17 protein-coding genes are annotated in these 25,093 nt (G+C 60.8%); 11 read left to right on the top strand and 6 right to left on the bottom strand.

Going from position 1 to position 25,093, the window contains the following annotated elements; translation table 11 throughout:
• The first annotated feature begins 42 nt into the window (after positions 1-42).
• Positions 43-2,325 carry an ATP-dependent Clp protease ATP-binding subunit ClpA gene (gene clpA, locus ETC27_RS04710; protein ID WP_136253855.1) on the top strand — a complete coding sequence of 761 codons (2,283 nt, stop codon included), beginning with the start codon at positions 43-45 and terminating at the stop codon, positions 2,323-2,325.
• A 133-nt stretch (positions 2,326-2,458) separates the two neighbouring features.
• On the opposite strand, the gene infA is transcribed toward clpA, so the two are convergent.
• The 3 genes from infA to aat form a co-directional block, all read right to left on the bottom strand.
• A complete protein-coding gene (infA, locus tag ETC27_RS04705; protein ID WP_007111068.1) occupies positions 2,459-2,677 on the bottom strand; it encodes a translation initiation factor IF-1 in 219 nt (72 codons plus the stop codon).
• Between the two features lie 190 nt (positions 2,678-2,867).
• A complete protein-coding gene (locus ETC27_RS04700; protein WP_136253854.1) occupies positions 2,868-3,608 on the bottom strand; it encodes an arginyltransferase in 741 nt (246 codons plus the stop codon).
• Positions 3,609-3,610: 2 nt separating this feature from the next.
• A complete protein-coding gene (gene aat, locus ETC27_RS04695; RefSeq protein WP_136253853.1) occupies positions 3,611-4,336 on the bottom strand; it encodes a leucyl/phenylalanyl-tRNA--protein transferase in 726 nt (241 codons plus the stop codon).
• A 264-nt stretch (positions 4,337-4,600) separates the two neighbouring features.
• Between aat and ETC27_RS04690 the strand changes: the two genes are divergently transcribed.
• Positions 4,601-8,038: a DNA translocase FtsK gene (locus ETC27_RS04690; protein WP_168709024.1), complete on the top strand. Its 3,438-nt coding sequence runs from the start codon at positions 4,601-4,603 to the stop codon at positions 8,036-8,038.
• A 156-nt stretch (positions 8,039-8,194) separates the two neighbouring features.
• Complete coding sequence (lolA, locus tag ETC27_RS04685; RefSeq protein ID WP_136253852.1) at positions 8,195-8,824, top strand: outer membrane lipoprotein periplasmic chaperone LolA; 630 nt, start codon at positions 8,195-8,197, stop codon at positions 8,822-8,824.
• A gap of 185 nt (positions 8,825-9,009) precedes the next feature.
• Here the strand turns inward: lolA and ETC27_RS04680 are convergent, their stop codons facing one another.
• Positions 9,010-10,347, bottom strand: a complete 1,338-nt coding sequence (locus ETC27_RS04680) for a replication-associated recombination protein A (protein ID WP_136253851.1) — start codon at positions 10,345-10,347, stop codon at positions 9,010-9,012.
• Positions 10,348-10,729: 382 nt separating this feature from the next.
• Here ETC27_RS04680 and ETC27_RS04675 point away from each other — a divergent pair, with 382 nt between their 5' ends.
• The 4 genes from ETC27_RS04675 to ETC27_RS04660 all read left to right on the top strand — a co-directional run bounded on the left by ETC27_RS04675 (position 10,730) and on the right by ETC27_RS04660 (position 18,579).
• Entirely contained in the window at positions 10,730-11,275 is a 546-nt protein-coding gene (locus ETC27_RS04675; protein WP_136254195.1) for a hemerythrin domain-containing protein, read from the top strand.
• A 320-nt stretch (positions 11,276-11,595) separates the two neighbouring features.
• Positions 11,596-12,420, top strand: coding sequence for a glutamate racemase (gene murI, locus ETC27_RS04670; protein WP_136253850.1), 825 nt, complete (start codon positions 11,596-11,598; stop codon positions 12,418-12,420).
• Positions 12,421-12,470: 50 nt separating this feature from the next.
• On the top strand, positions 12,471-13,577 hold the full coding sequence (trmA, locus tag ETC27_RS04665; protein WP_136253849.1) for a tRNA (uridine(54)-C5)-methyltransferase TrmA: 1,107 nt from the start codon (positions 12,471-12,473) through the stop codon (positions 13,575-13,577).
• A 160-nt stretch (positions 13,578-13,737) separates the two neighbouring features.
• The gene (locus ETC27_RS04660; protein ID WP_136253848.1) at positions 13,738-18,579 is read left to right on the top strand and encodes an NAD-glutamate dehydrogenase; all 4,842 of its coding nucleotides are present in this window, start codon (positions 13,738-13,740) and stop codon (positions 18,577-18,579) included.
• A 115-nt stretch (positions 18,580-18,694) separates the two neighbouring features.
• Here the strand turns inward: ETC27_RS04660 and mgtE are convergent, their stop codons facing one another.
• On the bottom strand, positions 18,695-20,050 hold the full coding sequence (mgtE, locus tag ETC27_RS04655; protein ID WP_136253847.1) for a magnesium transporter: 1,356 nt from the start codon (positions 20,048-20,050) through the stop codon (positions 18,695-18,697).
• Between the two features lie 124 nt (positions 20,051-20,174).
• Here mgtE and ETC27_RS04650 point away from each other — a divergent pair, with 124 nt between their 5' ends.
• Both ETC27_RS04650 and ETC27_RS04645 read left to right on the top strand, forming a co-directional pair.
• Complete coding sequence (locus tag ETC27_RS04650; RefSeq protein WP_136253846.1) at positions 20,175-20,465, top strand: encapsulin-associated ferritin-like protein; 291 nt, start codon at positions 20,175-20,177, stop codon at positions 20,463-20,465.
• Positions 20,466-20,619: 154 nt separating this feature from the next.
• Positions 20,620-21,642 carry a quinone-dependent dihydroorotate dehydrogenase gene (locus tag ETC27_RS04645; RefSeq protein ID WP_136253845.1) on the top strand — a complete coding sequence of 341 codons (1,023 nt, stop codon included), beginning with the start codon at positions 20,620-20,622 and terminating at the stop codon, positions 21,640-21,642.
• Between the two features lie 255 nt (positions 21,643-21,897).
• On the opposite strand, the gene rmf is transcribed toward ETC27_RS04645, so the two are convergent.
• Positions 21,898-22,104 carry a ribosome modulation factor gene (rmf, locus tag ETC27_RS04640; RefSeq protein WP_136253844.1) on the bottom strand — a complete coding sequence of 69 codons (207 nt, stop codon included), beginning with the start codon at positions 22,102-22,104 and terminating at the stop codon, positions 21,898-21,900.
• 276 nt (positions 22,105-22,380) lie between these two features.
• Here rmf and rlmKL point away from each other — a divergent pair, with 276 nt between their 5' ends.
• Entirely contained in the window at positions 22,381-24,705 is a 2,325-nt protein-coding gene (rlmKL, locus tag ETC27_RS04635) for a bifunctional 23S rRNA (guanine(2069)-N(7))-methyltransferase RlmK/23S rRNA (guanine(2445)-N(2))-methyltransferase RlmL (protein WP_136253843.1), read from the top strand.
• A 12-nt stretch (positions 24,706-24,717) separates the two neighbouring features.
• Positions 24,718-25,086 carry a glutaredoxin family protein gene (locus ETC27_RS04630; RefSeq protein WP_136253842.1) on the top strand — a complete coding sequence of 123 codons (369 nt, stop codon included), beginning with the start codon at positions 24,718-24,720 and terminating at the stop codon, positions 25,084-25,086.
• Positions 25,087-25,093 lie beyond the last annotated feature (7 nt).

The raw sequence follows: 25,093 nt of genomic DNA, 5'->3' as shown, positions 1-25,093 counted from the left end.
CGATTGCCGGCCGACGCCCGAGGTGGCGAGAAGGGGACTGCCATGCTGAGCAAAGAACTCGAACTTACGCTGAATACGGCCTTTACCGTGGCGCGTTCCAAGCGTCATGAGTTCATGACCGTCGAACACCTGCTGCTGGCGCTGCTGGATAATGCTTCAGCGGCAGACGTGTTGCGTGCCTGCGGTGCCAATCTGGACAAGTTACGCTCGGATCTGCAGGACTTCATTAACTCCACCACGCCGCTGATCCCCGAGGATCAGAACGACCGTGAAACGCAGCCTACCCTTGGCTTCCAGCGTGTGCTACAGCGCGCGGTCTTCCATGTACAGTCCTCTGGCAAGAGTGAGGTCACCGGGGCCAATGTGCTGGTGGCGATCTTCTCCGAGCAGGAAAGCCAGGCAGTCTACTTCCTGAAGCAGCAGAATGTGGCGCGAGTGGATGCCGTCAACTACATCGCCCATGGCATTTCCAAGGTGTCGGGACACGGCCAGCAGTCGTCGTCTTCTCCGTCTCAGGACGCCGAGGAGGCCGAAGAGGGCGTCAGCGAGGGCAATGCCCACCCGCTGACCGGTTATGCCACCAACCTGAATGAGCAGGCGCGTCTCGGCAAGATCGACCCACTGATCGGTCGCGACCATGAGCTCGAGCGCGTGGTGCAGATCCTTGCCCGCCGGCGCAAGAACAACCCGCTGCTGGTGGGTGAGGCTGGTGTGGGCAAGACTGCCATCGCGGAAGGTCTGGCCAAGCGTATCGTCGAGGAAGACGTGCCTGAGGTGATTGCCGACGCGGTCGTCTACTCCCTGGACATGGGCGCACTGCTCGCCGGTACCAAGTACCGGGGCGACTTTGAAAAGCGTCTGAAGAGCCTGCTGGCCGAACTCAAGAAGCAGCCCAATTCGATCCTGTTCATCGATGAGATCCATACCGTGATCGGTGCCGGCGCAGCCTCTGGCGGGGTCATGGATGCCTCCAATCTGCTCAAGCCGTTGCTTTCATCGGGAGAGTTGCGCTGCATCGGTTCGACCACGTTCCAAGAATTTCGTGGAATCTTCGAGAAGGATCGGGCACTGGCGCGTCGCTTCCAGAAAGTCGACGTCATGGCGCCGTCCGTTGAGGACACTATCCGCATTCTCAAGGGGCTTCGCGGACGCTTCGAGGAGCATCACAAGCTCAAGTACACCGATGGGGCGCTGGAGAGCGCATCGCGGCTTGCTGATCGCTACATCAATGATCGTTACCTGCCGGACAAGGCCATTGATGTGATCGATGAGGCTGGTGCCCATCAGCGCTTGCTGCCACCAGAAGTGCGAGTGGATACCATCGATGTCGACCAGGTCGAGGCGGTGGTGGCCTCCATTGCCCGTATTCCGCCGAAGAGTGTCTCCAATTCTGACCGCAAGCTACTCGAGAATCTCGAGCGTGACCTGAAAATGCTGGTCTTCGGTCAGGACGAGGCGATCACGGGCCTGTCGGCCGCCATCAAACTGTCTCGGGCGGGACTCAAGTCGCCGGACAAGCCGGTCGGCAGCTTCCTGTTCAGTGGCCCCACCGGCGTTGGCAAGACCGAAGTGGCTCGCCAGTTAGCTTCGCTGATGGGAGTCGAGCTGGTGCGCTTCGATATGTCCGAGTACATGGAGCGTCACACCGTGTCGCGCTTGATCGGTGCGCCGCCGGGCTATGTTGGCTATGACCAGGGCGGGCTTCTGACGGAAGCCGTCACCAAGCAACCGCATTGCGTGCTGCTGCTCGATGAAATCGAGAAGGCCCATCCGGATGTCTTTAACCTGCTGCTGCAGGTCATGGATCATGGCCGCTTGACCGACAATAACGGCCGAGAAGCGGATTTCCGTCATGTCGTGCTGGTCATGACCTCAAATGCCGGTGCCGAGCAGATCACGCGTCGTTCCATTGGCTTCAATCCGCAGGATCATTCGACCGATGGCATGGAGGTGATTCGCAAGACCTTCTCACCGGAGTTCCGCAACCGTCTGGATGGCATTATTCCGTTCAGCTCGCTGCCCTCCGAAGTGGTGCGCAGCGTGGTCGATAAGTTCCTGGTTGAGCTCCAGGCTCAGCTTGACGAGAAGCGGGTTCAGCTCGACGTCGACGAGGACGCGCGTGCCTGGTTGGCTGAGCGTGGCTATGATCCCGACATGGGGGCGCGCCCGATGGCTCGCCTGATTCAGGAAAAGCTCAAGAAGCCACTGGCCGAGATGATTCTGTTCGGCACACTGGCCGAACAAGGTGGGGTCGTACACGTGACACTGGACGAGAGCAGCGACGAGTTGCACCTCGCCACCGAAGAAGAGCTCGCGGAACCTTGAGGGTTCAGAGCCTTGATGGTTTGACGGCGATACTTGCCTAGCCACCACCGACCGGCGCCCTGTCTGATGACGGGGCGTCTTTTTTTTGGCCGGTCGGTTGGTGAAAGGCGCGCCGGGGCTTTGCCCGGAACGCTTAACGGGAACGGTAGACGATGCGTCCCTTGGACAGATCGTAGGGAGTCAGCTCGACCTTGACCTTGTCGCCGGTGAGGATGCGGATGTAATTCTTGCGCATCTTGCCCGAGATGTGGGCGGTCACGACGTGGCCGTTTTCCAGCTCGACGCGAAACATGGTGTTGGGCAGCGTATCGACGATGACGCCTTCCATTTCGATATGGTCTTCACGAGCCATATAGGCATTTCCTCATGATGGTTATTAGCAAAGCGATGTCTTGATGATGACTGCGCCGGTAGCATCGCGGCTGGAAAGGCCGGGATTGGGACGGAGCGTTGGCCACCTATCATCAATATAGCGCGGTATTGTGCCGTATGCCGGACGTCAAGGCAAAACATGGTGTGCTTAAGCGCCGCTTAGCGCTGCATCATGCCATTGGAATCGTGCGTCGCCAGTGGCGGCCATCGAGGTATTCCAGGGGCTGAAAATAGCGCTTATAGTCCATCTTTTTGCATTCACGAATCCAGTAGCCCAGATAGACGTGTGGCAGTTGCTCGCTGCGGGCGCGTTCGATCAGGTGCAGTACCGCGAAAGTGCCCAGTGAGCGCCGAGCAAGCGTCGGTGATGGGTCGAAGAAGGTATAGATGGCTGACAGGCCGTGACCCAACCTATCGATGGCGGTGACAGCCACTAACTGATCGCCGAGCCGAAACTCCAGCAGGCGCGCATAGGCATGGTCCAAGGTCAGAAAAGTGCGGTACTGCTCGTGACTGGGTGGAAACATGTCGCCATCGGCATGGCGAGTACGCACATAGCGGGCATAGAGTTCATAATGTTCGGGGTCATAGCTGGCATCACGTTCATGCACGGTCAGGTCGGCATTGCGATTGATGAGCTTGCGCTGACTGCGGCTGGCGGCAAACTCCGCGACCGGTATGCGTACCGAGATGCAGGCACGGCATCCCTCACAATGAGGTCGATAGAGGTGTCGACCGCTGCGGCGGAACCCGAGTAGGGTCAGGGCATCGTATACCCCCTGGCCGGGAGATTCCTGAGGATCAAGAAAGAGGGTGGTCGCTTCGTGGCCCTCGAGATAGCTGCAGGCATGGGGAACCGTCAGGAAAAAGCGCAGGTCCCGAACCGGATGCTGCGGAGCGCGACTGCTCACGTTCAACGGCCCCCTTCGTCATTGATGCCATCGTGGCGGTGCGTGGTGAACATTCGCGGCGCGATGCTCTCTTGCCCCTCGATATACTGATCAAGATAGCTGATGAATTCCTGGCGAGCGATCTCGCGTGCGCCCATGCTGGCCAGATGCGAAGTATGCATCTGGCAGTCGATCATACCGCCGCCCAAGGCTTGAAGCTGGCGGGTCAGGTGCACCAACGCGATCTTGGAGGCATCGGGTTCACGGCTAAACATGGATTCACCGAAGAACACACGACCCATGCCGACCCCGTAAAGACCCCCGACCAGGCAGCCGCCGCGCCAGACGTCGATCGAGTGGGCATAGCCAAGCGAGTGGAGTGCAATATAGGCTTCGCGCATCTCATCGTTGATCCAGGTGCCTTCTTCCGCGGATCGTACGGCGGCGCAGGCTTCAATCACCGTCGGGAATGCCGTGTTCCATGTCACCGTGAAGCCCGCATTGCGCAGCCGTTTGGAAAGGCTGCGGCGAATACGAAGCTCGTCAGGGAACAGCACCATGCGTGGGCTGGGGCTCCACCACAGGATCGGCTGACCGTCGCTGAACCAGGGGAAGATGCCGCGGCGATAGGCGGCGATCAGCCAGTCAGGCGTAAGCGAGCCGCCTGCGGCGAGCAGGCCATCCGGCTCATCGAGTGCCTGTTCGAGCGGTGGAAAATGCACAGGAGAGGGAGGCAACCAAGGCAACATGGAGAGAACGAGTTCGTTGTTGGAGAGGCGAGAGTGCCTCAAGGGCTGTGTTTAACGCGATGTGTTCAACGGCAGTGGTTCATGCTTAGTGTGACGGGGTTAGCGGTCCGCCTCAAGCATGTCATGGCCCCTGGGGGCGAATGTCTGGCGGCGAGGGGAATGAAGAGTGGCATGGCCCCTGTGCCCTGACCCCAAGGCTCGGTATCATGCCTGTCGATGTAGGACACACGAAGACGCCACAGACGGCGCAAGGGGAATGGCGACTTGAGTGTCAAGAACAAGGCAAGTAGCCGTCGCGAATCGGCGGCTGGTGCCAAGGAGAGGGCGCGCCACTTCGGGGTGCGACTGCAAGGTGCCGCCCGTGAGGGCGTGGTGATTTTGCTGCTGGCGGCCTGTGTTTTCCTGCTGCTGGCAATGTTCAGCTATGAGGCGTTGGATCCCGGCTGGTCGCATAGTGGCCCGGATGTGACGGTGAGCAACTGGATGGGCCCTGTGGGCGCCTGGCTAGCGGATGTGCTGTATTCGCTGTTCGGTGCCAGTGCTCTCTGGTGGCCGGGCATGCTGGGATTCGCCGGCTGGCGGATGAGCCGTGTGCGTCAGGTGAATCTTGAATGGGACACCCTTGGGCTCGCGGTGCGCACCGGTGGACTCTTCTTGCTGGTGATGGGGACGACCACCCTCGGGGCCTTGCATTTCTTCAACCCGGAAAGCGGGCTGCCCTATGCCGCCGGCGGCATCATCGGTGAGGAAATGGTACGCAGCCTGACACCCCTGGTGGGCAACCATGGCACCACCTTGCTGTCATTAGTCGCGCTGCTGTGTGGTTTCCCGCCATTCACCGGGGTCTCCTGGCTGAGAGTGATGGATGAGGCCGGTCACCTGATGCAACGCGGCATTGCCTGGTGTCGTGATCGGGCACAGCAAGCACGCGAAGAAGCGGACGCCCTGACCTCGGACGCCGATTCTGCTGGCGAATCCGAGCAGGCATCAGAGTCGACGGCGTTTGCCGGTGCCAATGGTGAGGCGACAGTATCCGCCCGGTGGTGGCAGCGCCTTTGGCCCTGGAGTCGCCGCTATAGCGACGACGAGATGCCCGAGTGCGAGGCAGGGCTTCGTGAGCCACAGTGGAACCCTGATCAAGGCACCGACATACCTTGGGATGTGCCCGAGCGCACGCCCTCTGCCAAACAGCCCGGCGCTGCCTATAGTGAGCGTATGGCGCCTCAGGCTGCGCCCGCAAAGGCGCCCACCGCTGAGCCGGCGGCCCAGCCTTCAGCCGCTATGACAGGGGCTTCAGCAGCGGCTGGTGAGGCACGTCCAACCAGCGCCGCATCCACATCGCAGGCCGCGGCCGCGACGGAAAGCGCGTCGTCGGCAAGAAAGCGCACCGCAGAACCCGAGGAGTCAAAGGCGCCCCCGATGCGGGCCGAGACGATTCCCGACCCTGTATTGCCGGATGATGAGGAGGCGCCCTGGGCCGGGATGTCGCTGCGCGCCGAGCGGGATATGCCGGACAAGGGCTCGGAAACGCCCCGGGAACCGACTCAAGCCTTGGTGTCAGAACCGGCATCAGACACCGGTGCTGAGTCCGAGGCTGAGACTGGCTCTATACCTACTGATGAGGCAACCGATCCCTACCAGGATCAGGATGATCGCCCCGCACCGGCGATGGCATCCTCTGCATCCGCCCCTCAGTCCGTTGCCCGCCATGGTCGTCGCGAGCCGATGATCAGCTGGCAGGAGGCGGACTGGGACGATGAGACGCCGACCCTAGGAGAATCATCGCGCGAGTCGGTTCGGGATAAATCGCCTGAGTTAGAGGGTAACGTAGGCAGTGAGACGCCCGCAGCGGCGCCACCGGCAGCCTCAGTGCCTCCAGTACCTCCAGCAGCCCCGGAGCCCACGTCGAACGCCGAATCGCAGGGCGCAGGACATGATGAGCGCGCGCCTACGGCAACAAGACCGGCGGCAGACGAGGGCGTGACGCAAGACAAGTCAGGCACGCCAGAGCGCACGACTGACGAGCCCGCTTCAGTGGCGCAGGCCGATGTGCGCCCTGCGTCTCCTTTAGAGCCGAGAGTGGCCAGCGCCGAGCAGGCCCGTGCCGCGGCTGATGATCCGGGTGAGCCTGCGCTGTGGACCGTCGAGCACTTGCAGAATCAACGTTCTACGGTTGACGATCTGCCGGATCTGGATGGGAAATTGCCCTCCTTACGGTTGCTGACACCCGCCGAGGCCCAAAAGCCCAACTACAGCGAGGAGCAGCTCGCCGAGATGGCCGAGCTGCTCGAGGTGCGCTTGCGCGAGTATGGCGTCAAGGCCGAGGTGGTGCACACCTGGCCTGGACCCGTGATCACGCGCTTCGAGATCAAGCCCGCTGCCGGGGTCAAGGTGTCCAAGATCAGTAACCTGGCCAAGGACCTGGCGCGCTCCTTGATGGTCAAGAGTGTGCGGGTGGTCGAGATCATTCCCGGTCGTCCCACGGTCGGCATCGAGATTCCCAACCCGCATCGGGCGATGATTCGTCTGCGCGAGGTCATCGATTCTGATTGTTATCAGGATGAGGGCTCGCCGTTGACCATGGCGCTGGGTCAGGATATCGGCGGGGCACCGGTGGTCGCCAACCTGGGCAAGATGCCGCATCTGTTGGTCGCTGGTACCACCGGCTCGGGCAAGTCGGTGGGGGTCAATGCCATGTTGATCTCGATGCTGCTCAAGGCCTCGCCCGAGGAAGTGCGCATGATCATGGTCGACCCCAAGATGCTGGAGCTGTCGGTGTATGACGGTATTCCGCATTTGCTGGCGCCGGTGGTCACCGACATGAAGGAGGCCGCCAATGCCCTGCGCTGGTGCGTGGCCGAGATGGAGCGTCGTTACAAGCTGATGGCGGCCATGGGCGTGCGTAATATCGCCGGCTTCAACGCCAAGCTCGACGAGGCCGAGCGGGCCGGGGCCCAGGTCGCCGACCCGCTATGGGAGCCCCAGCCCTGGCAGATGCATGAGGCCCCGCCGGTGCTCGAGAAACTGCCTTATATCGTGGTGGTGATCGACGAGTTCGCCGACATGTTCATGATCGTCGGCAAGAAGGTCGAAGAACTGATCGCAAGGCTTGCCCAGAAGGCGCGTGCCGCTGGTATCCATCTGATCCTCGCCACCCAGCGGCCCTCGGTGGACGTGGTGACGGGGCTGATCAAGGCCAATATTCCGACCCGCATGGCTTTCCAGGTCTCCTCGCGCATCGACTCGCGGACCATTCTCGATCAGGGCGGTGCCGAAAACCTGCTGGGTCATGGTGACATGCTCTACCTGCCGGCCGGCGCAGGTTTGCCCATGCGTGTGCACGGCGCCTTCGTCGATGACGATGAGGTGCACCGGGTCGCCGAGGACTGGAAGCGTCGCGGTGAGCCTGAGTACATCGATGAGATCCTGTCTGGCGGTGTCTCAGCGGATGCCCTGACGGGACTCGAGGGCGATGGCGGTAGCGGCGATGATGACGCCGAACAAGACGCGCTCTACGACGAGGCGGTGATGTTTGTCACCGAGTCGCGTCGCGCCTCGATCTCGGCCGTGCAGCGTCGCTTCAAGATTGGCTACAACCGGGCAGCGCGCCTGGTCGAGACCATGGAAGGCGCCGGTGTGGTGTCATCCATGGGCACCAACGGTTCCCGCGAAGTGCTGGCGCCGCCGCCGGTAGGCGACTGACGCCGGTCGCTGTCGTTTCACAAATCGTGCAGCAAACAAGGAAGGCGCGTCGCCGGGGCAGCCTGGCGACGCGTCCCCTGTCTGAGTAGTGCGTCTTTGCTGAAGGCACGCGAAGACGGGACACATTCGCCGGCCATTGCCGGCCAAGGAGACGCCATGACACCGACACGCCTTGCCACCTTCGGCTTTGCCCTGATGATGCCCCTCACGGCACTTGCTGATGCCGGCGCCGAGCGTCTGACGCAGTTGCTTGAGCCGATCAACACCTATCAGGCTGACTTTGAGCAGCAGATCCTCGATGGCAGCGGCCAGCGCCTGCAGCAGGCTAGCGGCCGCATGTGGCTATCACGTCCGGGGCGCTTTCGCTGGGAGGTCGAGTCTCCCTATCGTCAGGAGGTGGTCTCTGACGGTGACGATGTCTATCTGCATGACCCGGACCTTGAACAGGTCACGGTGCAGCCGCTGGATACACGGGTGACCCATACCCCGGCCCTGCTGCTCTCGGGCAGCGTCGACGAGCTCACCGAGAACTACGACGTCGAGCGTCGCCAGCAGGGCACGGCGGAGTCCTTTACCCTCGAGCCCCACAACCCCGATACCCTCTTCGAGGAACTGCAACTGACCTTCTATGGCGAGCAGCTGGGCATGCTGCAGATGACCGATAGTACCGGGCAGCGCACCGCCATCGACTTCGGGAACGTGGAGCAGAATGCCAACATTGATGAAGCGCGTTTCGCGTTCGAGATCCCTGACGGGGCCGACGTGATAAGGGAAACCGCGCGCTAACGCCCTCGAGGTGACGTCTCCGCCTGTATCATTGTCCTTGCCGCATCCAAGTACTCAAGCCCAAGTACTTAAGCCCAAGTACTTAAGTCCAAATACCCAAGCCCCTGAGCCTTACGGCCGGGGGCTTTCGGTTTACGCTTTGCTTTTTTGGAGAGGGCGCAGACACTTTTCAGACATGGCCTAAGTCAGCCTTGCTGGTCGGCCTGCGCATCGAGTTCGGCACGCCAGTCGAGCATTTGCTTAAAGCGCTTTTCCTGGCCGTATTCGCTGGGGGTGTAGAGACGGGTGCGTGGCGCACCCTCGGGCCAGCAGTCATGTGATGAACCGGCCGGGTAGCCGTTGGCTTCGTTATGGGCATAGCGATAGCCCTCACCATGGCCGAGGGATTCCATCAGCTTGGTGGGCGCATTGCGCAGATAACTGGGGACTTCCAGGGTCGGGTGCTCGGCGGCAAAGGCCTTGGCTCTGTTCCAGGCCTGGTCAATGGCATTGCTCTTGGGGGCAATGGCCAGATGAATGGCCGCCTGGGCGATAGCCCGCTGGCCTTCATAGTCGCCCAGGCGCAGGTAGGCATCCCAGGCGGCCATGACCAGCGGCAGCGCCCGTGGGTCGGCATTGCCAACGTCTTCTGAGGCGATTGCGGTCAGGCGCCGGATGACATCCAGCGGGTCGCCACCGCCTTGGGTGAACTGGGCGATGTAGAGCAGCGCTGCATCGACGCGGGAAGAGCGGATCGACTTGTGGATGGCGGAGAGCAGATCGTAGAAGTGATCGCCCTGCTTGTCGAAGGCACTGGCCTGATGGCCGAGCACTTCGGCCAGGCCCTCCTTCTCGAGCCGTTCGCCGTCATCGTCGGGTACGGCGAAGTCGCAGGCCGTTTCCAGAAGGCCGAGCGCCCGGCGGGCATCACCGCCAGCGGCGTGGGCAAGCAGCTTGAGTACCTCATCTTCGGTGCGGATGCGCCTTGCTCCCAGGCCGCGCTCCTGATCCTCAAGGGCCTGGCGTAGCACCGAAAGCAGCTCTTCTTCATCGAGCGCCTTGAGCACATAGACCCTAGCCCGCGACAGCAGCGCCGAGTTGACCTCGAAGGAAGGGTTCTCGGTGGTGGCACCAATCAGCGTCAGAAGGCCCGATTCCACGTGCGGCAGTAGGGCATCCTGCTGGCTCTTGTTGAGGCGGTGAATCTCATCGAGGAACAGAAGAGTAGGGCGATTCTGGCCCTGGGCCACGCCCGCCCGTTCCACGGCTGCGCGGATATCCTTGACTCCTGCCATCACGGCCGACATGTGCTCGAGCTGGGCGCCGGACTCATTGGCGAGGATCTCGGCGAGCGTTGTCTTGCCGACGCCCGGTGGACCCCACAGGATCATCGAGCGCACCGTGGCCGTTTCGACCATGCGGCGCAGTGGCTTGCCGGGGCCGACCAGTGCCTGCTGACCGATATAGTCGCTCAGCTGGCGCGGTCGCATCCTGTAGGCTAAGGGAGCGTGTTCCTGGGCGTGCTGCTGGCTGAAAAGGTCCATGTGCATCGGGTCCTGTGGCGGGAGTGTTCGGCGTCGCTTTTCAGTAAAAATATCTATAAGCATAGAGCTTCTAGCGCTAGGCAGGCCGGTGGTGAAGGCGCTAGGGTTAGACATTCTAGGCTGGCAGCAGGTGGGTCACCATAGGTTGAGATATGAGGTATATCTAAAAAGGTAGGATGTAGATTGCGCTTGTGAGGTAAGCCTTTGTCGCCATTTCATGTTAAGACTACCCCTGCTTACATGCTGGTCGTGCCGATTGTTGAGTGAGACATTGGTGGTTAGCGATGAGCGAATGGAAAGATCATCGAACCCGTGGAGGCTTGTAGGATCAAATGACCATACAGACGTTCGCCCGGACAGCACAGGAGGTTCCGTCATGCCGATGCTGAATCAATTACGCCAGGATCACGCCAACATGGCGCGCCTATTGCACGTGCTGAAGCTCAAGCATAAAACGCTGGCGGAAGGTGAAAGCCCCGATTTCCAGTTAATGCGCGAGGTTGTCGACTACATCCTCGACTACATGGATGGCTTCACCGTGCCATTGGAAAAGGTCTTTGGTCAGGAGTTGATGGCCAAGGCACCGGAAGCCGAGGGGCTGAGCGAGCGGCTGGCCAATAATTATCATGCCCTTCACGAGCGGCTGATGCAGCTCTCGCAGGACCTGGATATGATCCTGATGGACGTGGCGATCCCCATGGATCGGTTCGCTGACGACCTGGGGGCTTATCTCGAGGCCCACCGCGCCTATCTGCGCGATGAGCGAGAGGAGCTCTTCCCGCTGATTCGCGAGCACTTCGATGACGCGGCCCTTGATAAGCTGGCGGAGTCCCTACCAGAAGGGGCAGAGGCCAAGCTTGAGCGCCTTCAGGATGCCTATCCCGAGCTTTATGAAGAGCTGCGTGCGGCGCCTGACCCCATGGTCTGATCCTTCCACGTGTCTTGCATCGCCTTTGTCTCACCGTCCGCATCGATAAGACGGCACGAAGCAAAGGGTCACTTATTACGCCGCCGCCCGGCCAGATGGCCGGGCGGCGGCGTATCGGCATGCGATAGGCTCGGCCCTTGGCCGGTGGCTGGGGTAGAATGAGTCACTTCGCGGTGGTCAGGCGGGAGCGGTCGTTGATCCAAGACCATGATGAAACTCGCCGCGGCTGGTCGTGAGAAGCCTTTCAACACAAGCCAAGGGTGTGCGTCGAGTGACGCCAAGGAGCCTCAGTCCATGCAGCAGATTCAGGCCCGTTGTGCATGAGCGGTCCGGTTCTGATCTTTGATTCCGGCGTCGGTGGCCTCTCGGTAGTGGCCGCCATTCGTCACCGGCTGCCCGAGGTGGCGCTTTGCTATGCCTGCGACAACGCCATGTTGCCCTATGGCACCAAACCGGATGAGTGGCTGGTACAGCGTATTCTCAACGTCTGCCAGGCCGCCGTGGCGGTAAGTCACGCCAGCGCCCTGGTCGTTGCCTGCAACACCGCGAGCACCTTGGCCCTCGAGGCGCTGCGCAACGACCTTGAGATCCCGGTCATTGGTACGGTGCCGGCCATCAAACCGGCGGCGGCGGCGAGTCGCAGTGGTCATCTTGCGCTGCTGGCGACCTCGGCGACCGTGCATCGCCCCTACACCCGCCGGCTGATCGACGACTTCGCCGGCGGCTGCCGGGTGATGCGCCTGGCCGCTGACCCGCTGGTCGAGCAGGCCGAGCGTCAATTGGCCGGCGAACCGCTGGATCCCGATGTGATCTCCGCCTGCCTGGCGCCCCTTTGGGAGGACACGGCGCTGGATACCGTGGTGCTGGGCTGCACACACTTTCCGTTGCTGACCCCTGCGCTCGCCGCCGCTGCACCACGACCGATTACCTGGGTCGATTCGGGGGACGCCATTGCCCGGCGTGTGGTGCAAGTGGTCGCGCCGCTGCCTTTTTCCACTAGCTCTGGCGGCGGAAACCCGGGCGTTGAAGCCCAGGGTGCTTCCTGGGCAACCGCGCCGGGCGGCACTCTCGCACCGGTGCTGTCGCGGTATGGCTTCGCGGCGCCAGGCAGACTCATGGTAGCGGCTACGGCCCTCGAATCCTGACCTTATTCCCTTATCGATTTCACCGATTTAACGCTTCACAAGGAGACTCTGTGGCCGTACCCGTTGTCGACCCCGCCCGCTATGGCGAACAGCTAGAGGCCAAGCGCGAGCGTATTTCCACCCAGTTTGCGCACCTGACGACGCCTGAGCTCGAGGTCTTTGCCTCACCGGCGAGCCATTACCGCATGCGCTGCGAGTTTCGTATCTGGCGCGAAGGGGACGAGCTTTTCTATGCCATGTTTGAACCCGACCCCGAGCGACCCGACAAGAAACGTGCGGTGCGAGTCGACCAGTTCCCGGTGGCAAGCGAGCGGATCAATGAGCTGATGCCGCTTCTGCTTGAGGCAGTGCGCGAGGATGACGTGCTTAGCCGCAAGCTGTTTCAGGTCGATTTTCTCACCACGCTTGCTGGCGAAGCACTGATCACCCTGATTTATCATCGTCCCCTGGGCGAAGACTGGGAGGCCGCGGCGCGTGCGCTGGAAGAGCGTTTGGGGGTCATGATCATCGGTCGCTCACGCAAGCAGCGCCTGGTGCTGACCCGTAACCATGTCTGGGAGCACCTCACGGTCGATGGTCGCGAGTTCACGTATCAGCAGGTCGAGAACAGCTTTACGCAGCCCAATGCCGCCATCTGCGAGTCAATGCTGAGTTGGACGCGGGATGTCACGCGTCAAAGCCAGAACCGCGATCTGGTCGAGCTTTACTGTGGCAATGGCAACTTTACGGTGGCGCTTGCCGAGAACTTTCGCCGGGTGCTGGCAACCGAGATTTCGCGCACCTCGGTTGCTTCTGCCAAGGCTAACCTTGCGGCCAACGCAGTAAACAATGTACATGTGGCACGTATGTCGGCAGAGGAGTTCTCTTTGGCCCTGAAGGGGGAGAAAGGAGGGCGTCGGGTGGCCGAGATGGGGCTTGCCGACTACGATTTCTCTACCGTATTAGTCGATCCGCCCCGTGCGGGACTTGATGACGATAGCTGTGACCAGCTCAGCGATTATGATCGTATCGTCTATATCTCATGTAATCCGGATACGCTGGTCGACAATCTGGAGCGCCTGACACAGACCCATGACATATCGCGCTTCGCCCTGTTTGATCAGTTTCCCTGGACGCATCACTGCGAGTGTGGGGTGTTGCTCGAGCGCCGGGCATGAAGTCAAGTGCCGATGCGTAACTGACATGCTCCATGACAAAGGGTTAATACAGTAGGGGTGCTCCATGCACTTCCGTATGCTTAAGGCATCCATGACCGTCATGGACGAGTCTACGAATATCCCGCCGACCAAGAAGGGTTGGTGTAAGCCGAGGTGATTGATGCAACACGTCGCGATCGAAGACAAGCAGGAATTGCTGGCCCAGCTTAAGGAACAGCTGGAGCACCGACTGGACGATGAAAAGGTGAAGGCCGTCGCTTCCTTCGCTGAAGTGTTCTTTGCCAATGCGCCCTTTGCCGACTTGGCTGAGCGCCGTCTCGAAGATCTCTACGGGTCGGTGCTCTCCGCCTGGCATCTTATTCAACAGCAGAACCCCGATGATCCCGTTGTGCGGGTCTTCAACCCGGATTATGAGGGGCATGGCTGGCAGTCGACCCATACCCAGGTCGAGGTGATAGGGCGCGACATGCCGTTCCTGGTCGACTCGGTGCGCATCGAGCTCAACCGGCGCGGTATCACCGTTCACTCGATCTATAACGCGGTGCTTGCCACCAAGCGCGATGCCAAGCATCAGCTCAAGTACATGACCAGTACCCATGCCAAGGATGCCCCGGAAGGGCGCGAGTCGCTAATCGTCATCGAGGTCGACCGCCATTCCGACCCCGACTTGCTGGCCGACATCGAGGCGAGCCTGCATGACGTGATGGCCGATGTGCGCACGGCGGTAGCGGATTTCGATTCGATGCGGGAGCAGGTCAAGGCTTCTCTCGCCGAGCTCAAGGCCGTCAAGCCGGCTGAGGTCACCGCCGCGGACCACAAGGAAGCGATTGCCTTTCTCGAGTGGCTGCTCGAGGATAATTTCACCTTCCTCGGCTATGACGATTATGACGTCGTTCAGGTCAAGGGCCAGGATCAGCTCAAGAAACGCAAGGGCAGTGAACTGGGTGTCTTCACTCTCGATGCCTCGCGCTATCAGGAGCGAATCCGTAACGACCAGGGCGTCGACGGTGATCATTACGTGCTGGTGCCCGAGTTGCTATCGTTTGCCAAGAGCGCCTATCACGCCCGAGTGCACCGTCCGACCTACCCTGACTACATCTCCATCGATCGCTACGATGATAAGGGCAATGTGATTGGCGAGCGCCGCTTTCTGGGCCTGTTCGCCGCCACTGTGTATAACGACTCGCCACGTCACATCCCGGTACTGCGCCGCAAAATTGAAGCGGTCATGCAAGCTGCCGGCGTCGACCCGCAAGGTCACGATGGTCATCAACTGCGCCAGATCCTCAACGTCTATCCGCGCGATGACCTCTTCCAGATCAGTACGGAAGAGCTGACCCGCACCGCGGTGGGCATTCTCAATATTCGCGAGCGGCGCCGGGTGCGCCTGTTTGTACGCGAAGACCGTTTCGGCAAGTTTTATTCCTGCCTGGTGTTCGTGCCACGCGATGTCTTCTCCACTGATCTGCGTGTGCGCATCCAGAATTTGCTCTGCCATGAACTCGATGCCACCTTCGGTGATTTCAACACCTATCTGTCCGAGTCGGTGCTGGCACGCATTCAGCTGATCCTGCGCTTTAATGGCAGTGCCCCGGCTGATTACGATCTTGAACGCCTGGAACACAAGGTCAGCGCCCTGGCGACCAGCTGGCGCGATGATCTGCATAACGCCATGGTGGAAGGCTTCGGTGAAGAGCAGGCCAACCGTCTGCTGGATGTCTATCGCGATGCCTTCCCGGCCGGTTACCGTGAAGACTTTAGTGCGCGCTCCGCGGTCTATGACATTCATCACTGCGCCGAAGTCGAACAGGGTTTACCGCTATCGCTGTCGCTGTACCGCTTGGTCGAGGAAGACGTCGACGGCGTCAATCTGAAGCTCTTCCACAAGGACCGTCCGATTCCGCTCTCCGATGTGCTGCCGGTGATGGAGAATCTGGGCCTTAGAGTGATCGGCGAGCGCCCTTACGAGATCACGTCCCGCGACGGCAACTTCTGGATTCACGATTTCCAGCTCGAGCACCATGGCAGTGAAATCGTCAACCTGCAGGAAATGCGCGAGTCCTTCACCGATGCTTTCCAGCGCATCTGGGGCGGACAGGCCGAGAATGATCCCTTCAACCGCCTGGTGATAGGCGCCAACCTAAGCTGGCGTGAAGTCGCCATGCTCAGGGCCTATGGGCGCTATCTGAAGCAGATTCGCTTTGGGCTGTCCCAGCTGTATATCGCCACCACACTGGCAAGCCACCCGGAGATCACCCGCGAGTTGGTAGCGCTTTTTGAGATGCTCTTCGACCCGGAGCAGGAAGGCGACCGCGCTGCCGAGGCCGAGGCTTGTCAGTCGCGCCTGCTGACGTTGCTCGACGATGTCGCTAGCCTCAACGATGATCTGTTGATGCGCCGTTATATCGAGCTGATTCAGTCGACCCTGCGCACCAACTACTACCAGCCGGATGCCGACGGCGAGCTTAAGGACTACTTCTCCTTCAAGCTTGACCCGTCCCGGATCACTGGCATGCCCAAGCCGCGACCGATGTTCGAGATCTTCGTCTACTCGCCGCGGGTCGAGGGCGTACACCTGCGCGGTGGCAAGGTGGCCCGTGGTGGCCTGCGCTGGTCGGATCGTCGCGAGGATTTCCGTACCGAGGTGCTGGGCTTGGTCAAGGCGCAGCAGGTCAAGAACGCGGTCATCGTGCCCGTTGGTGCCAAGGGTGGTTTTGTCTGCAAGCGTCTGCCGGAAGGCGGTGATCGCGATGCCATCCAGCAGGAAGGTATCGCCTGCTACAAGATATTTATTCGTGCCCTGCTGGATGTGACTGACAACCTTGAAGCCGGCAACGTCGTGCCGCCGCTCAATGTGGTGCGCCACGATGCCGACGACCCCTACCTGGTGGTCGCTGCCGACAAGGGGACCGCTACCTTTTCCGATATCGCCAACGAGATCTCGTTGGAGTACGGCCACTGGCTGCGCGACGCCTTTGCGTCCGGTGGTGCCAACGGCTATGACCACAAGAAGATGGGCATCACCGCCAAGGGGGCCTGGGAATCGGTCAAGCGCCACTTCCGCGAGCAGGGCGTGAACACCCAGGCCGACGAGTTCAGCGTGGTGGGCATCGGTGACATGGCCGGCGACGTCTTCGGCAACGGCATGCTGTTGTCCGACAAGATCCGCCTGGTGGGCGCCTTCAACCATATGCACATCTTCGTCGACCCGACCCCAGATGTCGCCGCCTCCTTCGCCGAGCGCAAGCGGCTCTTCGATCAGCCGCGCTCCAGTTGGGAAGACTACGATGCCTCCTTGATCTCCGAGGGTGGCGGCATCTTCAAGCGTAGCGCCAAGTCGATCCCGATCTCGGCGGCCATGAAGAAGGTGTTCGGCATCAGCGAGGACAAGCTGTCGCCCAATGATCTGATGCACGCCATGCTCAAGTCATCTGTCGATTTGATCTGGAACGGCGGCATTGGCACTTACGTCAAGGCAGAGGCCGAGACCGATGCTGATGTTGGTGACAAGGCCAACGATTCGCTGCGCGTCAACGGCAACGAGCTTAACTGCCGCGTAGTCGGCGAGGGCGGTAACCTGGGCTTGACCCAGCGCGGCCGCATGGAAGCCGCTCACAAGGGCGTTAGGGTCAATACGGACTTCATTGATAACGCCGGCGGGGTCAACTGCTCTGACCACGAGGTCAATATCAAGATCCTGCTCGACGACATCGTCAAGCGCGGTGACATGACCGATAAGCAGCGCAACCAGCTGCTGGCGAGCATGACCGATGAAGTCTCCGAGCTGGTGATCCGCGACAATTATCGTCAGACCCAGGCGCTGTCGTTGTCCGAAACTCTTTCCAAAGAGGGCTTGGGGCCGTACCGCCGCTTCATCAACGAGCTCGAGAAAGGCGGGCAGCTCGACCGTGAGCTTGAGTTCTTGCCAAGCGACGAGGAAATGCTTGAGCGTGCCAGTGCCAACCAGGGGATGACCCTGCCTGAGCTATCGGTGCTGATTTCCTACGCCAAGAGTGTGCTCAAGGGCGACTTGATTGCCTCTGACCTGCCGGATGATCCCTACATCCAGAAGCACTTGGAGAGGGTCTTCCCGAACGTCTTGGTGGAGCGCTTCCATGACGAGATGTACGAGCATCGCCTGAAGCGCGAGATCGTGGCGACACAGATCGCCAATGATCTGGTCGATCATATGGGCGTCGTCTTCGTGCGTCGTCTGATCGATACCACCGGTGCCGGCCGTGCCGAGATTGCCAGGGCCTATATCGTGGCCCGCGACAGCTTCAATCTGGATAGTCTATGGCAGCAGGTCGAGGCGTTGGATAACCAGGTGCCGAGCGAGGTGCAGTACCGCATGATGCTCGACCTGATGCGTCTACTGCGCCGATCCACCCGCTGGTTCCTGCGTCAGCGTACGGGCATGACCGCCAAGGATTGCATCGCCCACTTCGCCCCCCGTTTGACACAGTTGCAGGAGAGCATCGGCAAGCGCCTGCGCGGTGACGAACTGGGTGCCTGGACCGAGCGTCGTGATGAACTGACGGCGATCGGGGTGCCGGATAGCCTGGCCAATGTGGTGGCGGCGACCGGTAGCCTTTATGCCGGTCTTGGTATTATCGAGGCCGCCAAGCAGACCAATGAGAAGATCCAGCGTGTCGCCGACGTCTTCTATGAAGTGGGTCATCGTCTGGAACTGCCGTGGATGACCGAGCAGATCAATGCGCTCGAGGTGCGTGATAGCTGGCAGGCACAGGCCCGTGAAACCTTCCGAGACGATCTGGATCGCCAGCAGCTGGCCTTGACGGTCGGTGTTCTGCGCATGGAAGACGGGCCGCGCGAAGTCGAGAAGCGCGTTGAGAAGTGGTTTGATAGCCATGAGGCCATGTATCAGCGCTGGTGCCGTCTGCTCGAGGAGGTCCACTCGGGTTCTCAGGGCGGTTTCCCGCTGTTCGCGGTCGCTATCCGTGAGCTGGTGGATCTGGCCGAAGGCTATACCGAAAGCTGATCCCTTGCACTGGACTCAGCTGTGTCAGCGCGCAGCTTTCAAGGCCACAGGTGTTCAAGGCCACAACGCAACGACCCCGCCAATGTCGGGGTCGTTGCGTTATGAGCAGAGATGTTTATAGGAGGAAGACGGTGGCCAGGCCCAGGAACGCCATGAAGCCGATCACGTCGGTGACGGTGGTCAGTACCACTGAGCCCGATAGAGCGGGATCGATGCCCAGGCGCTTGAGGCCCAGCGGGATGGCGATACCGGCGATGCCGGCAGCGAGCATGTTGATGACCAGGGCGACAGCAATGATGCCGCCGATACGGATATCCTGAAACCACAGGGTGGCGATGACCGCGACAACCAGGGCCCACAACACACCATTGATCAACGAGATGCCGATCTCCTTGCGCATCAGCCAGTTGCTGTTGGTGCGGCTGATCTGACCCAGTGCCAGGCCGCGAATCGCCAGGGTCAGGGTCTGGCTGCCGGCGATGCCGCCCATGCTGGCGACGATGGGCATCAATACCGCCAGGGCGACGATCTGATCGAGTGCCGCCTCGAAGCGTCCGATCACCCAGGCGGCCAGGAAGGCGGTCATCAGGTTGATGCCGAGCCATACCGCACGACGCTTGGCGCTGGGTATGACCGGAGCGAACAGGTCCTCTTCCTCGTCGAGGCCGGCCATGTTCATCAACGCCTGGTCCGAGCCCTCGCGGATGACGTCGACGATGTCATCGATGATGATGCGCCCAAGCAGCAGCCCCTTTTCGTCGACCACCGGTGCCGATACCAGATCGTGGGTCTGGAAGAGGGTGGCGACATCCCAGGACTTCATTGTCACTGACACACTGTCGATGTCACTTTCCAGAACATCGGCCACGGCAAGCTCTGATGATTGTGAGACCAGGCGGGCCAGCGGTAGCACGCCGACGAAAATGCCATTGCGGTCGACTACCATCAGCGCATCGGTATTGTCGGGGATAGACTGATTCTTCCAGCGCAGAAACCGCTGCACGGTCTCGAGCGTGACATCGGCACGTACACTCACGGTATCGGTGCGCATCAGGCGACCGGCGGAGTCTTCCTCGTAGGAGAGTGCCTCCTGAAGTCGCGCGCGCTGCAGCTCATCCATCGAGCGCAGCATGTCTTCGGCCACCTGCTGCGGCAGATCCTCGAATAGCTCAGCCAGGTCGCTGGTGTCCATATTCGAGGTGGCGGCAACGATCTCATGATGGTCCATGTCCTCGATCAGGGTGCTGCGCACCTCGTCATGCACATGCAGCAGCACTTCGCCGTCGACATCCTGCGCCACTCGCTCCCAGAGCCGTGTCCGAGCGGCCAGGGGCAGGGATTCAAGCAGCAGGGCGATCTCTGCCGGTTCGAGGTCATCGAGCACCTCGTCGATGAGGGCGAAGTCATCCTCGACTAAGGCCTTATGAATGCGTGATAGCCGGCCTTCCAGCGTGTCGGTGGTCTCGGTCATAGGATCTCCCTGAAATGAAGCGAGGCGAGGCCGCGTTGACGGGGTATGGCTGACAGCGACGCCGCTTTGGCCTAACGTTGGATACGTACAGCAGACCACCAGTAGACCACAAAAGGAGAGGCCCATGGCAGGCAGCAGTGACAGCTATCACGAGCCGGTGGAAGAATTGAGTGCCGACACGCGTGATTATCATCGAGCCATTGTCTCGCTGATGGAGGAACTGGAGGCGGTCGACTGGTACAACCAGCGAGTCGATGCCTGTCAGGATCCTGAATTGCGTAAGATTCTGATTCATAACAGAGATGAGGAAAAGGAGCATGCAGTCATGACACTCGAGTGGATTCGTCGTCATGACAAGACCATGGATGCACACCTGCGTGAGTTCCTGTTTACCGACGGTGAGATCGCTCACTGAGAGCGTCCTGATGCCGTTTTCTCCGATGCGACCCCGCCCTGTGCGGGGTTCGTCGTTTAGGGACTGTGTGCGCTATAATCCTGGCCGATTTTCTACTCGTGATTGTTAACCTGTTCGCGTTCGTCCATTCGTGTTCACAAGCTCAGGGAGTTCCATGTACGCCGCTGCCCGCTCGATACTTTTCCGCCTCGACCCCGAGGCAGCCCATGGTGTGACTCTGACGGCACTTGATCTGGCACATCGGCTGGGGATGTCCGGCAAGCTTGGTGGTGGCGAGCGTGTCGACGACCCTGTTGAGCTGATGGGGCTGCGTTTTCCCAACCGGGTAGGCCTTGCCGCAGGACTCGACAAGAACGCCGATCACCTGGATGCGCTTGGTGCGCTGGGGTTTGGTTTCGTCGAGGTCGGCACCGTTACCCCGAAGCCGCAGCTGGGTAACCCCAAGCCGCGTCTGTTCCGCCTACCGGAAGCGGGGGCGATCATCAATCGTATGGGATTCAATAATGCGGGCGTCGACCATCTGATCGAACGGGTCAAGAAGAGCCGCTATGACGGATTGATCGGCATCAATATCGGCAAAAACCTGACCACGCCGGTAGAGCAGGCGGTAGACGACTATATGATATGTCTGGAACGAGTACATGCTCACGCCGACTACATCACGGTCAACATTTCGTCGCCCAATACGCCTGGGCTTCGTAACCTGCAGTTCGGTGAGCATCTGGATCGTTTGCTCGGTGCGCTGCGCGAGAAAAGCTTGCGCCTCGATAACGCTAGCGACAGGACCGTGCCCCTGGCAGTGAAGATCGCCCCTGACATGAGTAGCGAAGAGGTGGGGTTGGTGGCTGAGGCACTGGTCGCCAATAGTATCGATGGCGTTATCGCGACCAACACTACCCTTGCCAGAGAAGGGGTTGCCGGAATGGCCCACGCCGACGAGGCGGGCGGGCTCTCGGGCCGTCCGGTGTTTGAATCGTCTAATCGAGTGATTCGCGAATTGCGACGCAGGCTGCCGGATATGCCGATTATCGGCGTCGGCGGCATCGACAGTGGCGAGGCGGCTATCGCCAAGCGTGGGGCCGGGGCAGACCTGGTACAACTTTATTCCGGTTTCATCTATCGTGGCCCGCCTCTGGTAGGCGAATGCAGCCGGGCACTTAAACTGGCGGCCCAGTAATCCATCGTTCAGGTGCCTTTGCTTACCCGCATCGTCAGGCACACAAAGGGCACTGGCTTAAGCGTCGGATCGTCGCCAAGTTAGGGAAAGGTCAGCCAGCATTTGGCTCAACACGAGGCCTGTCAGGCAGTCAGTTCGACGCCGAAAGCCCGATCAGATGGAGACAAAAAGGCCCGTGAGTACACGGGCCTTGGGGCATGAATCCGGGGAATTGTGTGAACCAGAGCTACATGAACAGGGGCTTCACGAAAAGGACTACATGACCATTGGATTTTTGTGAATGCCGGACACGCCTGTCATGCCCGACCACTGATCCCCTCGACCTTCACGCCAACCGCTCATCCAATATTCGCGAAGATTAACTTCCTGACTGGGACATTCATCACGGGAACGGCCGCTGATCCCTGCCTTGTAACCGTGAACATAAGCGCGCTGGAAGCGATCACGTTTCTGTCGTTTCATCGGATGGCCTCTTGATGAACCAGTTTCAACTGCAAACCAGTATTAATGGGGCATAGGCTGGGACGAGCACAGATTGCCAAAAGCTAACCGCAAAACCGAGGCTCAGCGCCTGATGCCGATAGCGTCCTTGAACCAGATAATACATGCGTACCGCGTAGCTACCCCTCTACAACTAGCGCACCCGCCTAGCCCATGTCGACAGGCGATTTGGAATAAGCGTACTACCAAAACAGCTTTTCAGGAATATGACGGCGCATGGCGCCAGGTGGCTTTTTCATGAAAGATTCACAAGATATTGAAACATTGACGTTATTTGCCACCTGCCCGAAAGGCATGGAGCTCTTGTTGGCCGAGGAGCTTGAGACCTTCGGGATGGCAATCACCAAGACCACCGTGGCCGGAGTGCATATTTCTGGCCCCTTGGAAGCAGCTTATCGCGCTTGCTTGTGGTCACGCCTGGCCAATCGCATCGTTCTCAGCCTGTCGCGAGAAGAGGGCATCGAAACGCCTGAACAGATCAAGGCCTGCGCCGAAGCCATCGATTGGCGCGATCACCTGCCCCTGGGCAAGACGCTCGCAGTAGACTTTCATGGCCTGTCAGATGCCATTCGTCATACCCGCTTCGGTGCTCAAACGGTCAAGGATGGCGTCGTCGACGCCCTGAGACGTACCGGCCGCGAACGGCCAAGCGTCGACCCGCGTGAACCCGACCTGCGCCTCTATGCGCACCTGCATCGTGGCCGCCTGATGCTTGGCATCGACCTGTCCGGTGAAAGTCTTCACCGTCGAGGCTATCGACGTGAACTCGGTCACGCGCCGCTCAAGGAAAACCTCGCGGCGGCACTGCTCGTGCGCGCCGACTGGCCGGCACGTGCCAAGGCAGGCGAAGCGTTGATTGATCCGTTGTGTGGTGCGGGCACCTTGGTGATCGAGGGCGCGCTGATGGCGGCCGATGTGGCGCCGAACCTGTTGCGCGAGCGCTTCGGCTTTCATGGCTGGGCAGGCCACGACGAGGCTTTGTGGCAGGAGGTCAAGCGTGAGGCCGAGGCCCGGGCCAGCCTTGGCCGCAAGCGTTGCAAGGCCAAGATCTATGGTCGAGACCAGAGCCCTCAAGCGATCTCGGCGGCTCGCGCCAATGCGATGCGGGCCGGCATCCCGGCGCTGATCGACTTCCAGGGAGCATCGGTCAAGCAGCTGTCTCGTCCCGACGATCTGCCCGCCGATGCTCAAGGGCTCCTGATCACCAACCCGCCCTATGGCGAGCGTATCGGCGAGCTGCCAGAGTTGGTACCGCTCTATGCGACCCTCGGCGCTCGCGCTCAGGCACACTTCCCTGGCTGGCGCCTGGCGATGTTGACCGGTAACCCCGAGCTTGGCCACCGCACGGGGCTTCGGGCTTCCAAGCAGTATGCCTTCAAGAACGGCCCTCTGGACTGCAAACTGCTGCTGATCGAACTGGATCAGGGGCAGGCGAAGGCATCTGAACCCGAGTCGACCGCGCCTAGCAAGCGCCGTATCGTCGAGGGTCAGCCAGCCGCTGACGGCCAGACCCACGAGGGGGCTGGCAGCATCCCCGAAAAGGCCTCTCATCAGGCCTCGAAGAAGCCGGCCGCTCAGCCTTCCGAGCAACCGTCGCGCTCGGAAGGGGCGCAAATGTTCGCCAATCGTCTGCAGAAGAACCGCAAGCGGCTCAAGTCCTGGCTGAAGCGCAGCGGAGAGTCCTGCTACCGGCTGTATGACGCCGACATGCCCGAGTACGCCCTGGCCATCGATGTCTACGGTGATCGCGTGCATGTGCAGGAGTACGCGCCGCCCAAGTCGGTGAATGCCAATCAGGCCCAGCGCCGGCTGCTCGATGCCTTGGGGGTGATTCCAGAGGTGCTCGGGGTCTCGCCTGAGCATGTTCATATCAAGCAGCGCGAGCGCCAGTCGGGGAAGGCTCAGTACCAGAAACACGCCGCCAGCGGCGAGCGCTTTCAGGTTCGCGAGGGCAGGGCGGTGTTCTGGGTCAACCTGCGCGATTACCTGGATACCGGGCTCTTCCTTGATCACCGGCCGGTGCGCCGGCTGCTGGCCGAGATGGCGCCGGGCGCGCGTTTCCTGAACCTTTTCTGCTACACCGCCACCGCGACCGTGCAGGCTGCCCTGGGTACCGAAGCCGAAGGCGGCGCAAGCGATAGTGTCAGTGTCGATCTCTCGAATACCTATCTCGAGTGGGCGCGGGAGAACTTCGCCCTGAACCGCCTCGACCCCAGTCGCCATCGGGTGGTGCGCGACGATTGCCTGCGCTGGCTCGAGACTGCCGGCAGCGAGTTTGACCTGATCTTCCTCGACCCGCCGACCTTCTCGAATTCGAAGAAGATGGACGCGACCCTCGACATTCAGCGCGATCACGTTCGGCTCGTTGAGCTGGCCATGGCACGCCTGGCACCGGGCGGTACTCTGGTGTTTTCCAACAACCAACGGCGTTTCGCGCTTGATGCCTCGATCGCCGAGCGCTTCGCGGTGGAGGACATATCGGCGAAGACCTTTGACCCGGATTTTCAACGCCGTCCCGACTTGCACCACTGCTTTTTGATTAAGCATCGGGCCGCGGTATGACGGAAGGCAAGGATGAATAACGAGTCGCGTCTGACGCTCTACACCACCCTGGGTTGCCATCTCTGCGAGGAGCTGGAAGCCTGGCTTGCGCGGCTGGGACCCGAGGCGCCAGCGCTCGTGCGCGTCGAGATATCAGACGATGCGGCGCTGCTGGCGCGCTACGGCGAGCGAATCCCGGTGCTTGAAGATGCGGCGGGACAGGCACTGGAGCGGGGCTTCGAGCCCGAGCGTCTGGCGGACTGGCTCGCCGCTCGGAGCTGGCTGGATCATGAGGCCTGGCGGCAGGTTCAGCAGCCTGCCGGGGTGGACGAGCGTCACGTCAAAGGTGCGGTGATGCGAAACGGTCGCCGTTTTCTTGGCGGCTCGGGCGTTGAGGAATGACGCCTAG

It is taken from the genome of Onishia niordana (genome assembly GCF_004798965.1).
GTDB lineage: Bacteria > Pseudomonadota > Gammaproteobacteria > Pseudomonadales > Halomonadaceae > Onishia > Onishia niordana.
Note: the sequence above shows the minus strand (reverse complement) of the source record. Positions and strands in the feature narration are given on the sequence as shown.

Coding starts and splice junctions, on each gene's coding strand:
- clpA (WP_136253855.1), top strand. CDS start 43: ATGCTGAGCAAAGAACTCGAACTTACGCTGAATACGGCCTTTACCGTG.
- infA (WP_007111068.1), bottom strand. CDS start 2,677: ATGGCTCGTGAAGACCATATCGAAATGGAAGGCGTCATCGTCGATACG.
- aat (WP_136253853.1), bottom strand. CDS start 4,336: ATGTTGCCTTGGTTGCCTCCCTCTCCTGTGCATTTTCCACCGCTCGAA.
- lolA (WP_136253852.1), top strand. CDS start 8,195: ATGACACCGACACGCCTTGCCACCTTCGGCTTTGCCCTGATGATGCCC.
- ETC27_RS04680 (WP_136253851.1), bottom strand. CDS start 10,347: ATGGACCTTTTCAGCCAGCAGCACGCCCAGGAACACGCTCCCTTAGCC.
- ETC27_RS04675 (WP_136254195.1), top strand. CDS start 10,730: ATGCTGAATCAATTACGCCAGGATCACGCCAACATGGCGCGCCTATTG.
- murI (WP_136253850.1), top strand. CDS start 11,596: ATGAGCGGTCCGGTTCTGATCTTTGATTCCGGCGTCGGTGGCCTCTCG.
- ETC27_RS04660 (WP_136253848.1), top strand. CDS start 13,738: ATGCAACACGTCGCGATCGAAGACAAGCAGGAATTGCTGGCCCAGCTT.
- mgtE (WP_136253847.1), bottom strand. CDS start 20,050: ATGACCGAGACCACCGACACGCTGGAAGGCCGGCTATCACGCATTCAT.
- ETC27_RS04650 (WP_136253846.1), top strand. CDS start 20,175: ATGGCAGGCAGCAGTGACAGCTATCACGAGCCGGTGGAAGAATTGAGT.
- ETC27_RS04645 (WP_136253845.1), top strand. CDS start 20,620: ATGTACGCCGCTGCCCGCTCGATACTTTTCCGCCTCGACCCCGAGGCA.
- rmf (WP_136253844.1), bottom strand. CDS start 22,104: ATGAAACGACAGAAACGTGATCGCTTCCAGCGCGCTTATGTTCACGGT.
- rlmKL (WP_136253843.1), top strand. CDS start 22,381: ATGAAAGATTCACAAGATATTGAAACATTGACGTTATTTGCCACCTGC.
- ETC27_RS04630 (WP_136253842.1), top strand. CDS start 24,718: ATGAATAACGAGTCGCGTCTGACGCTCTACACCACCCTGGGTTGCCAT.